This is a genomic window from Flavobacterium fructosi, from assembly GCF_042787335.1.
GTDB lineage: Bacteria > Bacteroidota > Bacteroidia > Flavobacteriales > Flavobacteriaceae > Flavobacterium > Flavobacterium fructosi.
On the sequence record NZ_JBHZQA010000001.1, the window covers coordinates 461,724 to 474,436 of the forward strand.

Here is a 12,713-nt window from a genome sequence, read left to right on the forward strand (position 1 = left end):
TATTTTATTTTTTATCCTTTGTATCTTTGTAGTAATATTAATATCAAATATTTAAAAAGATGAAAAAAATTATTTTATTATGTGCTTTGTCTGTTTTGATGTTCGCTTGCAAGTCAACATCAGCAACAAGTACAAATATAGATTCGAAAGCACAAATTGCTATGAAAGGAAATTGGGTAATCGGTTCAGTTAGCTATCCTGGTTCTCAATATGTAAAAGTGAATTCATTTCAAATTGCTGACTCTGAATGTTTTGTTGGGAGTACTTGGAAGTTTGTTTCAAACAATAATAAAGGTACGATGGCTCTAACAAAGGCAGGTTGTACGTCATTTAGTTCACCAATAACTTGGTTTGTAAATAAAGATAAACAATTTGTATTAAAAGTTTTAAATGCAGGTTTGAAAGCAAAAAAAGTTAAAGAAGGATACATTCTTATGTTAGCAAACCAAACTTCAACATCATTTCAATTAATTGATAAAATTGATGTGGCTGGTAAAATGACTGATGTAGTTTACCAATTTCAAAAAAACTAATTAATTAAAAAGATAGATATGAAAAAGATTTCGATAGTTGCACTAGCAACATTAATGATAATGGGTTCAATGTTTACAAGTTGTGAAGCATTAAAAAACACGAATAACGCACAAAAAGGAGCTGGAATAGGGGCTGTTGGTGGTGCGGTTATAGGAGGAATTTTAGGAAATAACCTTGGAAAAGGTGGAAAAGGAGCACTTGGTGCTGTTTTGGGTGGTGTTGTTGGTGGAGTTGCCGGTAGTGTTATTGGTAATAAAATGGACAAACAAGCAAGAGAAATCGATGCTGCACTTCCGGGAGCTGAAGTGGTTCGTGTAGGAGAAGGTATCAAATTAGTTTTGAATGAGAATGCAGTGCGTTTTGATACAAACAAAGCGACCTTGACTGCTACCGCAAAAGCTAATTTAGATAAATTAGTTCCAGTTTTTAAAGAATATCCTGATACTGATATCATTATTTACGGATACACTGATAATACGGGTACCGCTGCTTATAATTTAAAACTTTCTGCTTCAAGAGCGGCATCAGTTAAAAGTTATTTAGCTAGCAAAGGAGTTTCTTCTGCTAGATTTCAAACAACTGGTTTAGGAATTGCTGACCCAATTGCATCAAATGAGACAGTTGATGGTAGAAGTCAAAACCGTCGTGTGGAGTTTGCTATTACCGCAAATGAAAAAATGATTCAAGAAGCAAAATCGGAGGTGAAAAACTAACGTTATAATATACAAAAAAGAAAAGCTGTTTCGTAATGAAACAGCTTTTTTTTTGGCTTTTTATTTAAATTAAACAGTGTAAATTTGCGCTATTAAATCACGATGATGCTTGAAATTAAAAACATTTCTTTTACTTATATTGAAAATCCGGTTATAAAGAATGTTAGTTTTACGATTGCCAAAGGGCAAAATATAGCCGTTATTGGCGAAAGCGGCTGCGGTAAAAGTACGTTACTAAAACTCATTTACGGTTTATACGATCTTGATCACGGTATCATTTTAAATGATGAAAAACCAATTCTGGGACCTAAGCACAATCTTGTCCCGGGTGAGGATTACATAAAATATTTAGCGCAGGATTTTGACTTGATGCCTTACACCACTGTTGAAGAAAATGTAGGCAAGTTTTTGTCGAATACAAATAGTAGTGCTAAACAAGCAAGGGTTCAAGAACTGTTAGAACTGTTAGAAATGACCGAGTTTGCAAAAGTAAAAGCAAAAACGCTAAGCGGCGGACAGCAACAAAGAGTAGCTTTAGCAAGAGTTTTAGCGGTAGAGCCAGAAATAATTTTGTTGGACGAACCTTTTAGCCAAATTGATACTTTCAGGAAAAACTCTTTACGTCGAAATTTATTCCGATACCTAAAAGAAAAAGGAATTACCTGTATCACAGCTACCCATGATAGCACGGATGCTTTATCCTTTTCAGATGAAACTATCGTGATGAAAAATGGAGATGTGATTGCGAAAGGGAATTCAAAAACCTTGTATGAAAATCCAGCGAATAAATATGTTGCTTCCCTTTTTGGAGAAGTTAATGAGTTGAAATTATCGCAATTAATTGAACTTGAGGGCGACCATGACGAACTTCTTTTATTATATCCCCACCAATTAAAAGTAGTTGATAACGGAAAGATGAAAGCGGTTGTAAAACAGTCCTACTTTAAAGGAAGTCATTATTTAATTAAAGCGGCATTTGAAAGAAGAGCAATTTTCTTTGAACATGATTCAGAATTAGAGGTTAATCAAGAAGTAACATTGATGTTAGCGTAAGAAGCAAGAGGAAGTGTTTAGTAATCATTGTTCAGTAACCAGTGATTTTAATTTTGATAACTATTATAAGTGAAAGTCCTTTTCTCCTTTTATAACACTGTTGCAGTAAAAAAGTAAACCCCAAAATTTTATAGATTTTGAGGTTTTGTTTTATAATCTATCTCTCGATTATCTGAACTCTGGTTTCTGATTTAGTTCTTTAAGTATTTTTCTAAAAACTGGTCTTGTTCCCAAAGTAGATGCAAAATATTTTCTTTTGCCACATAACTATGCGCTTCTTTTGGTAAAATTACCATTCTGGCTGGAGCACCTAATCCTTTTAAAGCTTGGAAATAACGCTCGGTTTGCAAGGTAAAAGTTCCCGGATTATTATCGGCTTCACCGTGCACTAAAAGCATTGGTGTTTTCATTTTATCCGCATTCATAAATGGCGACATGGTATTGTAAACATCTGGTCTTTCCCAGTAGTTGCGTTGTTCACTTTGGAATCCAAAAGGAGTTAAAGTTCGGTTGTAAGCGCCGCTTCTTGCAATACCACAAGCAAAAAGATTAGAATTCGTCAATAAGTTAGCAACCATAAAAGCACCATACGAATGTCCGCCGATAGCGACTTTTTTCTTGTTTATATAACCTAAGGCATCGACCGCATTTATTGCTGCTTCCGCATTATCAACTAATTGTGACATAAAGTTATCATTTGGTTCTGTTGTTCCCTCCCCGATAATTGGAAATGAAGCATCGTCCAATACCACATAACCTTTGGTTACCCAGTAGACAAATGATCCATAATACGGGAACGTAAATTCATTCGGGTTTTGATTGCTTTGTCCTGCTGATTTTTTGTCTTTGTATTCTGCGGGATAAGCCCAAATCAATAGTGGCAATTTTTCTTTTTTTACTTTATCATAGCCTTCTGGTAAATACAAAGTTCCTGATAATTCCACACCATCTTTTCGTTGGTATTTGATTACTTCTTTACTTACATTTTTGATGCTTTCAAACGGATTTTTAAAAGTCGTGATTGGTGTTAAACTATTTTTTTGTTTGATGTTTCTAAAGTAATAATTTGGATAATCATTTTTAGATTGAATTTGAACTAAAATCTCTCCTTTTTTGAAATCTTCAATTTCCAATAAATCTTCTTTTTTGTCCTTATAGGTTGAGGTATAAAGACGTTTTGGTAATAAGGTTTTAAGATTAAATTCGTCGATAAAAGGGAATTGTCCGTCTTTCGTAAATCCATCTCCAATGCGATATGCATTATCATTTTCTATAGCCAACACATATTTATTGTATTGGTTTTTCTTGGTTTCAAAATTACCTGGATCAGAATAAATATCCTGTGAATTTCTATCCGAAATTACTTTTGGTTTTTGGTTTAAATCGGATGGGTTTATCAAATACGTTTTGGTATTTCGAGTATCATACCATTCATCTGAAATAATCGCTACGTTATCATTTCCCCAAATTACAGTACTAAATCGTTGTGGTGTTTTTACTAATGAGGTTGCAGCGCCATCAAAAGGAGCATTCCAAAGAAAAACTTCATCTCTAAAATCAACTTTATTGGCTTGGTCTCCTTCATCTAAAGCGACAACATACGATAATGTAGCTTGTTTATCATTTCTCCAACTCATTTCTCTTTTCCCTTTTCGAACTGCCATAAAACCTTTTGGCATAATTTCGTTGAGAGACACTTCATTAACTGTTTTTATTTCCGTACCATTTCTATCACAAACTACTGATTTTAATGGAAAACGACTCAACGGAACAATATAAGAAAATGGTTTTTGAATGGTCGTCAGCATCAAATAATTGCCGTCTGGAGAGAAACTTTCTCCAGCATACGTATTGGCAGTTTTGAATAAAGTTGCTGTTCCGTTGATGTTTACTTTATACAATTCAGAAGTAATAATGTTTTCAAAATTGATTTCGTCATTTTTGTTTTTCAACATATCCGGATAGGTTCTGTTTTGTGATTTTGAACCGTTCGCATTTGAAATAATCGGACCTGTTGGCAAATCTTTTTTGGCATCTAATAAGGCAGCTCTATTTTTTGGCAGCATTTTCACCAAAATAGTTTCGTTGTCATTGAACCAACTGAAAGGGTTTCCCAAATTAGCATTTACTGTGGCTTCTGTTAATTTTGTAGCTTTTGCAGCAGCAACATCTAATACCCAAAGTTGTACTCCCGTATTTGTTGAATGAGAGAATAAAATTTTCTTGTCATTTGGTGACCAAGATACATTGCTAATACGGGGGTTTTCAGGTAATCCCGAAACTTGTATTTCCGTTTTGTCTTTTATTTTTCGTAATTTGATGTTTGTGATATAGGTAACAGTGCTCGAAATATTGATTACCGGATTGATCCTTAGACCGCCTAATCGCAATTCTTCTTGGTTTAAATCATCTAAAGTTTTATATGTATTTCGATAGCTTAAGAGCATATATTCTTTTTTAGTATCCATGGATACTGAAGGAGCTCTTTCATAATCTGCTAAATCTAAAATGGATTTAGATGGTTTTTGGTAGCTTAAGTTTTCTTGTGCCAACGCGGTTAAGCCAAGGGCAAGGAACAATAAGAAGGTAACTTTTAATTTCATATGTTGAAATATTATCGATTAATAGAAGTGTTGTCGTCCTAATTTGTCTCAAAGAATTGAATATTGTTACATTCAGGATCAAATGTTTGTTGTATCGTATCCCTAGCCCAGATAAAAGTGGAAATCCTTTTCTTATATCGTTTTAACGATGCATGAAAGGATTACTTCACTATATTTTAATTAGAGTTTAGTGAATTTCATTTGTAGCAGACAGCTGGAAAAAGCTCCTTAAAAAATAGATATAATTGATAAGTTGCCAAAAAAATAGTAATTTGTGGTCTTAAGTTTTAAAGAATATTTAAATTTGCATCCTTGATTTTAATAAAATAACAAAATATGTACCATTCGAAAATAGCAGGATTAGGATTTTACGTTCCTTCAAATGTGGTCACCAACGATGATTTGTCGAAAATCATTGATACCAACGATGAATGGATTCAGGAAAGAACAGGGATTCAAGAGAGAAGACACATAATAAGAGGTGAAGATACGACCACTTCGATGGGAGTAAAAGCGGCTGAAATTGCCATTGAACGTTCCGGTGTTGCAAAAGAGGATATTGATTTTGTTGTTTTTGCTACCTTAAGCCCGGATTATTATTTTCCTGGCCCAGGAGTTTTAGTGCAACGTGATTTAGGTTTAAGAACCGTGGGTGCTTTAGATGTTAGAAATCAGTGTTCTGGTTTTATATATGCTTTGTCAGTGGCAGATCAATATATTAAAACGGGAATGTATAAAAATGTTTTGATTATTGGATCCGAAGTACACTCAACAGGACTGGATATGACTTCTCGTGGTAGAGGCGTTTCGGTGATTTTTGGTGATGGTGCGGGAGCAGCCGTTTTGAGCAGGGAGGAGGATTTGACAAAAGGAATTTTATCGACTCATTTGCATTCAGAAGGGCAACATGCCGAAGAATTAATTGTAAAAGCACCTGGAATGGGTGGACGTTGGGTTACTGATATTCTTGCAGATAATGATCCGGATGACGATAGTTATTTCCCGTACATGAACGGACAATTTGTGTTTAAAAATGCAGTAGTTCGTTTTAGCGAAGTAATAAATGAAGGCTTACAAGCGAATAATTTACAGGTTTCAGACATTGATATGTTGATTCCGCATCAGGCGAATTTGAGAATTTCACAGTTTATCCAAAAGAAATTCAACTTGACCGATGATCAGGTCTATAATAATATTCAAAAATACGGTAATACTACCGCCGCTTCTATTCCGATTGCCTTGACCGAGGCGTGGGAAAAAGGAAAGATAAAATCAGGGGATACGGTTGTATTAGCCGCTTTTGGAAGTGGATTTACTTGGGGAAGCGCCATTATTAAATGGTAAATAATAGTACAATAAATCGTATGTCGATTCCAATTGTTCTTTAATAAATAGTCTAAGCCTGCGCAAATTATTGTGCAGGCTTTTTTTATTTAAGAGGAACCGTTATATTTATAGTTCAAAATTGATGCAACCAATAGTAATACAATCAAAATGACAAATCGTAGAAATTTTTTGAAAACGGCAGCTTTCGCTTCCGCAGCTATGGCTTTATATTCATTCAAAGGGAAACCAGAGGAAGAAAATGATTTTTCATCTAAAAAAGGAAGTAAGCCTATTGTGCTTTCGACATGGAATTTTGGAATCCAAGCGAATGCAGCCGCTTGGGAAATTTTAAAAAATAACGGACGAGCTTTAGATGCTGTCGAAGCCGGAGTAAAAATTCCAGAAGCCGATCCAACGGAGCGTAGTGTAGGCTATGGCGGAAGACCAGATCGAGACGGTCGCGTCACACTTGATGCATGCATCATGGATGAAAATGCAAATATAGGATCAGTAGCGTGTTTAGAATTTATAAAACATCCCATTGCCGTAGCTCGCGCTGTGATGGAAAAAACGCCACATGTGATGTTAGTTGGTGACGGAGCCCTGCAGTTTGCCTTGTCACAAGGTTTTGTGAAAGAAAATTTATTGTTGGAAGAATCTGAAAAAGAATGGAAAGAGTGGTTGAAAACCAGCCAATACAAACCCATTGCCAATATTGAAAATCATGATACCATTGGGATGATCGCTTTGGATGCTGACGGCAATCTTTCCGGCGCATGCACCACCAGCGGAATGGCTTTCAAAATGCACGGTCGAGTAGGCGATTCGCCAATTATAGGGGCAGGATTGTATGTAGATAACGAAATTGGCGCTGCAACAGCAACTGGTCATGGAGAAGAAGTGATTCGGATTTCTGGTTGTCACTTAGTGGTTGAGCTAATGCGCCAAGGAAAATCACCACAAAAAGCGTGTGAGGAAGCGGTGGCCCGAATCGTCAATTTGACTCAAAAAAGAAATAAAAATGTAAAAGACATCCAAGTTGGTTTCATTGCCTTAAATAAAAAAGGAGAATATGGCTCGTATTGCATTCAAGGCGGTTTTAATTACGCCATCCATGATGCAATGGGAAACCGATTAATTGATGCCGATTATTTTTTGAAATAAATGAAAAAAGCACAACTGGAAATTGCCTGTTTTAATTTAGAATCGGCTATAATTGCTGAAAATAGTGGTGCTGACAGGGTTGAATTGTGTGCCAATAGAACAGCGGGCGGAACAACGCCAGATTTAGAACTTACCAAAACTGTTCGCGATAAAATTACCATCGATTTGAATGTTATGATTCGGCCTCGTGGTGGGGATTTCGTTTATTCTGATTCTGAAGTGGAACAAATGAAATCAGAAATCTTGGCGATCAAAAAACTTCAAATAGATGGTTTTGTTTTTGGAATTTTAAACGAAGACGGTAGTGTCAATGAACAACAAAATAAAGATTTAGTTGCTTTGGCAAACCCATTTCCTTGTACGTTTCATCGTGCTTTTGATGGAGTAGAAAATAAATTTCAAGCACTTGAATCTCTAATCGGATGTGGTTTTAAAACCATTTTGACCTCTGGACAAGATACAAATCTACTTGACGGTATCGATGTTTTGGCAGCCTTAGTTAGAAAAGCAACTGATCGAATTGTAATTATGCCGGGCGGCGGTTTGCGTTCTGTTAATATTACCGCATTAAAACAAAAAACAAAAGCTGTTTTCTATCATTCTTCCGCAATTATTGATGCAGGGGAACTTGCAAATCAGGAGGAGATCCAGGCCCTAAAAGCAAATTTAGAATCTTTGTAAAACTTTATAAATAAAAAAACTCGGAGTTGGCATACTCCGGGTTTTTCTTTTTGCAACAAACTATTAAAATAAATTTCTTTTGATTTAGAGTAGACTAAGGAAGGGCTAGTTTGTTACAAGGATTTTGCTTTTTTTGTTTAAATAACAAAAAAAAGCTTTCGATTAGGAAAGCCATTATAGACAATAGGGGAGTTTTTATCGTTTCAAAGAAAAATGGGATTTATATTCTTTAGATATATTGTCTTCGGTATATATGATAGAAAACCAGTAATCATCCGCTGGGAGTTTATATCCATTGAAAGTTCCGTCCCAACCGGAACCGTTTGGCAATAGTTCTTTCAATAGTTTTCCATAACGATCGAAAATATATAATTTTAAATTTTCTTGATTTGGTATTCCGGTGATGTTCCAGGTATCGTTAAATCCATCGCCGTTTGGAGTGAAGAATTTAGGACTGTTGATAAGTTTCACTATCACTGGAATGGTGAAAGTTCCGCAATTGGCATCGCTGACCGTTATTTCATGAATTCCGGAACTCACATTGGTGAATACATTACGCTCTTGAGGGGGACCTGCATCTAATGAATATAAGAAATTGCTTCCATCACCTACAAATGGGACGGTAATAACAGTTAAGGTTTGGTTTTCCGTGAACCATCCGCTGGTTGTATAACTTACAGAGGCTGGTTTTGAAGATTCAATAACCGTAAAAGGGACGCTGTCAGAGGTACAACCAAAAATAGATAAGTTAGTAATAGTAAGCGTATAGTTTCCAGGTTCATTTGTTGAAAAATTCTCAGCTGTACCTACTAAAGTTCCATCTTCGCTTTTCCATTCAAATGAATATCTGGGTGCGCTAAATCCACTTTCAATAAAGGCATCGGTAGTATTTCCGGTATCAATATCGATACAAATGGTAGGGACGGTAAGGACTGGTTTTGGTTTTTGGGTGATAGTTATTACCATCGGTTTTTCGGCAGGACAAATCACCGTTGCTGATGTTCCTGATTCGGCATAGGCATAAATAGTGGTTGAAACAGTGATGAAATCCCCTGGTAATTTTTCAGTGTTGTTGCTTCCCGGACCTCCTGGATTGGTGAAATATCGTGTTACAGGAGCTGTATACGAAGGCAGTTCATAAGATTCACATCGGGTTACAGGAGCAATAGGTGTTATCGTTGGAGTATTATAAATGGTGACAATAAAAGGATCTTCATCGATACAGGTAACTCTATTGTTGTTTTCTACATAAACATAAAGCGTTGCTGTTGTCGTTATTGGGGAATAGGGCGGTAGTAATTGTACTCCAGTTCCATAGGGACCCGCAGGAGCAGTATAATAACTTCCCATGCCCACTATGGCGGGTAGGTTAAAACTGTTGCAGGCATATTGGTCTTGTATTTCATTTACAAATGTGACGAAAACATCTATGCTATATTCTGATACGCAGCTGTTAGTGGCGGTAGCAGGAGCATAAACATAGATTGTTTTTGAGGTTGTCAAAATAGTACCGGGCGGTAAAACAGGATTTGTAGGCGATGGTCCGCCTGCAAATTCGTAATATTCCCCGTTTATCAAATTATCTAAAATATAATTTTGGCCACATCGAATAACTTCAACCGGTTTTGCATCAATTGCAGGCGATTTATTGATGGTAATTAAGAATTCTTCTTGCACATAACAAGTTCCTGAAGTAGCTTTGTCATAAAAATACATGATTTGCGTTGTAGTTACAGGATAGCCCACTGGTCGAAGCGTACCGGTTCCTAAAGTTCCCGTGAAATAATTACCAGAATGTGCGATTGCCGGTAAATAATAAACATCACATTGTGGAGCTGTGCCCGCTAATACAGGCAATGGCGCAATGTTTACAGTTACGGTAAAATCTAAATTATCGGTACACGATTGACCTGTGACATAAAACCAAAGTGTTGTAGTGGCATTAATAAATGTTCCAGCAGGAATAACTGTTCCGCCACCCGCAGGAGCAGTTCGATATTCTCCTACTGTTAAGTTTGGTAATAGGTATGCTGAACATGAATTTACATTTGTTGGTATAATAATGCGTGCTAGCCCAATGAAAACTTTAAATATTTTTTCATCAGCACAATTTTTTGGAGAAGTATAGGTTTCTTTGTAAACAAAAATTGTTGAAGTTGTATTTATGGCAGTGCCTGCTGGAATTATTGGCAATCCTTTATTTGGTCTTGTGTAATAAACGCCACCGTTTGGATCTGCTGGTAACGTGTAGGAATTACAGTCAAATTGGTTTGCATATCCCGGTAACGGAGTAAAAGGAATTATCGTTATTTTAAAGATGTTTTCTTTTGTACATGAAGGTGTTACGGTTGTATCTTCAAACCAGACATGTAATGTATTCTCTCCTGCTGTATTTATAACTTTTCCAGGTACAATTTCAGTATTTCCGAATGTTGCGGTGCCACCACTTTGAGTGAAATATTTACCATAGGGCAATATCGGAAGTATATACTTGGTACAATAAGAGGATGAAACAGGAGAGATTGTAGCCAGATTCACTATGGTAATTCTAAATATATCTTGATTGGTACAAATCCCATTTTGGTTAAAAATATAGGTGTCAGTAGTTTTATTGATACTATTTCCGGTAAAAAGTTGCGTTCCCGTTCCATTTGGTCCAGTCCAGTATTGCGCTTCTGCATTTGTTAAAACGGGTAAAGTATAGGATGTGCACACAAATACATCCTTCAAAATATCCACTGACGGTAAAGAAGTCACTGTAAGTTGAAAACTAGTTACGACAAAGCAGTTACTATCAGAGATATTTTGCAGACGTACCCAAACCGTATTGCTCGTTGATAATAATACATTGTTAGTATTGGGACTTATTATATTTGTATTGTTATTTGCTCCAACTAAAGAAGAATGAAAGGATAGATGGTTATAGGCGGGGTTTTGTAAGCCTAATATTGAAGTTTTTTGCGGCGTTAAGTCGAAGTTTGCTTTTGGTGGTGCATCAATACTATTTCTGGCACATAGTGTTACATCATTGGGAACAGCTGCAATTACTGGACTGGCGACAATCTGTAGTTGAAAAGAACGTATTTCATAACACAAAGTAGTCGGATTTTGAATTCTTACATAAATTGTTTTTCCATTTTCAGAATTTAAAATAGGGTAAGGGATGGGTATTGGGGCACTGTTAGCAACTGCATCGACATTGGTAATATGATAGGTAATAATTGTTCCTGCAGGAAGATCATCTAAAATTCCAGTTGCATCAGTAGATTGATTTGGTCCCGCTAAAATAATTTTGGTATTTTTTATTAAATCAAAAAGATAGGATGAAGCTCCTGTATTACAGGTGTAAATATTAGGAACAATAGCAATTGATCCAATAATAGGCAGAATTTGGACTGTTATTTTATCCGTGACTTCAGTACAGCCGGGCTCCAAGTAAGAAACACTATAAGTGTGGATTCCAGATCCGATTAATGGAAGAACACTGCTAAGATCTAAAGTTGCTCCAGCTCGTGCAGGAGAAAAGGCAACACCTTCTTTTTTCCATAAAAATGTAGTTCCAGGGCTCAAGCTGTTTGCGGATAATATTGGCAAAATAGTTCCAGGACAAATAGCCGTATTATTTGCAACAGTATAGTCTAATCCCAAAACATTTTGTCCAATATTAAAACTATTTGCTTTTAAAAAGATGGCAGAATCATAGCCTGTATTATTTCCTCCGTCTGCAATTACTAATTTTATACGGTAGATGTGATTGGTATTTAATCCACTTGCGGAAGCTATCATCGGAACAGTTTGTCCGTTGAAATTAATGGCAGGACCAAATCCACTACCGTTAAAGGCACCAAAATAGCTAGGATTAGCAGAAGGACAATTGCTATTGTAGGTGTTGTCTCTTATCGTCTCAACAGAAACCGGCGTAGTGGTTCCCGGAATCACAGCTAAATTGATATTGGCTCCACCAGCGGTAACATCTTTTAAAAGAAAGGCAAAAGCATCTGAAAAATTGCATTGTGATGTTCCGTATTCTTCAGAAGCAAAAAGAAATGAAAAATCAAAATTAGGTGTTTTTGGTTGAAAATTAAATTCAATATAGCTCGCATTCAAAGAGTTAATTGTGATTCCTGATTGAGAAAGTAAATTTCTTTCCAAATCAGTATCGCCCAGCCAAGCTGAATTACCATCACTTAAAATAGTAGTATTGGGACTGATAATTTTATTAACATTGCCTGTAGTTAAAACGACACCATTTGCGAACGGGAAATTTGGATTGCTGTTTTCAAAGTAACCAATACCATTTGTTGAGCCATAAAACGAACCGGATTTATAAGTGACATTGGTTCCGGATACACAAGGTGAATTGATTAAGATATCATTAATCAATTGATCCGTCGTGTAAGTAGATGTATTAATTGTTACCGATTGTGAAAAACAAACTACATTAAATAATAATAAAAACAGGAGTTGATTTTTTTTCATATTATTAATTAATTGCATATTTCAAATATACAAAAAATCGATAAAAAGTAAATTAATACGATGTAATAATATTTTTTAATCTATTTGTAATTTTAATCTTATAATTTACTAAAAATTCTTCTCTGAAGAATAGAATCTTTAGTAATGCTATTATGAGTTT

At 35.8% G+C, this 12,713-nt stretch carries 8 protein-coding genes; 6 read left to right on the top strand and 2 right to left on the bottom strand.

Translation table 11 applies throughout. The annotated features are described in order from the left end of the window. Nucleotides 1–59: 59 nt before the first annotated feature. The 3 genes from ACFX5D_RS02095 (at nucleotide 60) to ACFX5D_RS02105 (ending at nucleotide 2,300) form a co-directional block, all read left to right on the top strand. Nucleotides 60–533: a hypothetical protein gene (locus ACFX5D_RS02095; RefSeq protein WP_379856610.1), complete on the top strand. Its 474-nt coding sequence runs from the start codon at nucleotides 60–62 to the stop codon at nucleotides 531–533. A gap of 18 nt (nucleotides 534–551) precedes the next feature. After that, nucleotides 552–1,247, top strand: a complete 696-nt coding sequence (locus ACFX5D_RS02100) for a YiaD family glycine zipper/OmpA-like lipoprotein (protein ID WP_379856611.1) — start codon at nucleotides 552–554, stop codon at nucleotides 1,245–1,247. Nucleotides 1,248–1,352: 105 nt separating this feature from the next. Continuing rightward, the gene (locus ACFX5D_RS02105; RefSeq protein WP_379856760.1) at nucleotides 1,353–2,300 is read left to right on the top strand and encodes an ABC transporter ATP-binding protein; all 948 of its coding nucleotides are present in this window, start codon (nucleotides 1,353–1,355) and stop codon (nucleotides 2,298–2,300) included. 191 nt (nucleotides 2,301–2,491) lie between these two features. Here the strand turns inward: ACFX5D_RS02105 and ACFX5D_RS02110 are convergent, their stop codons facing one another. Beyond that, nucleotides 2,492–4,903 carry a S9 family peptidase gene (locus ACFX5D_RS02110; protein WP_379856612.1) on the bottom strand — a complete coding sequence of 804 codons (2,412 nt, stop codon included), beginning with the start codon at nucleotides 4,901–4,903 and terminating at the stop codon, nucleotides 2,492–2,494. A 336-nt stretch (nucleotides 4,904–5,239) separates the two neighbouring features. On the opposite strand from ACFX5D_RS02110, the gene ACFX5D_RS02115 reads away from it, so the two are divergent. The 3 genes from ACFX5D_RS02115 (at nucleotide 5,240) to ACFX5D_RS02125 (ending at nucleotide 8,074) form a co-directional block, all read left to right on the top strand. Continuing rightward, nucleotides 5,240–6,247 (top strand): 3-oxoacyl-ACP synthase III family protein, encoded by a 1,008-nt coding sequence (locus ACFX5D_RS02115; RefSeq protein ID WP_379856613.1) that lies wholly within the window; start codon nucleotides 5,240–5,242, stop codon nucleotides 6,245–6,247. A 150-nt stretch (nucleotides 6,248–6,397) separates the two neighbouring features. Beyond that, nucleotides 6,398–7,393, top strand: coding sequence for an isoaspartyl peptidase/L-asparaginase family protein (locus tag ACFX5D_RS02120; RefSeq protein WP_379856614.1), 996 nt, complete (start codon nucleotides 6,398–6,400; stop codon nucleotides 7,391–7,393). Beyond that, nucleotides 7,394–8,074: a copper homeostasis protein CutC gene (locus ACFX5D_RS02125; protein WP_379856615.1), complete on the top strand. Its 681-nt coding sequence runs from the start codon at nucleotides 7,394–7,396 to the stop codon at nucleotides 8,072–8,074. 195 nt (nucleotides 8,075–8,269) lie between these two features. Here the strand turns inward: ACFX5D_RS02125 and ACFX5D_RS02130 are convergent, their stop codons facing one another. Further along, the gene (locus tag ACFX5D_RS02130) at nucleotides 8,270–12,553 is read right to left on the bottom strand and encodes a T9SS type B sorting domain-containing protein (RefSeq protein WP_379856616.1); all 4,284 of its coding nucleotides are present in this window, start codon (nucleotides 12,551–12,553) and stop codon (nucleotides 8,270–8,272) included. Nucleotides 12,554–12,713 lie beyond the last annotated feature (160 nt).

Coding starts and splice junctions, on each gene's coding strand:
- ACFX5D_RS02095 (WP_379856610.1), top strand. CDS start 60: ATGAAAAAAATTATTTTATTATGTGCTTTGTCTGTTTTGATGTTCGCT.
- ACFX5D_RS02100 (WP_379856611.1), top strand. CDS start 552: ATGAAAAAGATTTCGATAGTTGCACTAGCAACATTAATGATAATGGGT.
- ACFX5D_RS02105 (WP_379856760.1), top strand. CDS start 1,353: ATGCTTGAAATTAAAAACATTTCTTTTACTTATATTGAAAATCCGGTT.
- ACFX5D_RS02110 (WP_379856612.1), bottom strand. CDS start 4,903: ATGAAATTAAAAGTTACCTTCTTATTGTTCCTTGCCCTTGGCTTAACC.
- ACFX5D_RS02115 (WP_379856613.1), top strand. CDS start 5,240: ATGTACCATTCGAAAATAGCAGGATTAGGATTTTACGTTCCTTCAAAT.
- ACFX5D_RS02120 (WP_379856614.1), top strand. CDS start 6,398: ATGACAAATCGTAGAAATTTTTTGAAAACGGCAGCTTTCGCTTCCGCA.
- ACFX5D_RS02125 (WP_379856615.1), top strand. CDS start 7,394: ATGAAAAAAGCACAACTGGAAATTGCCTGTTTTAATTTAGAATCGGCT.
- ACFX5D_RS02130 (WP_379856616.1), bottom strand. CDS start 12,553: ATGAAAAAAAATCAACTCCTGTTTTTATTATTATTTAATGTAGTTTGT.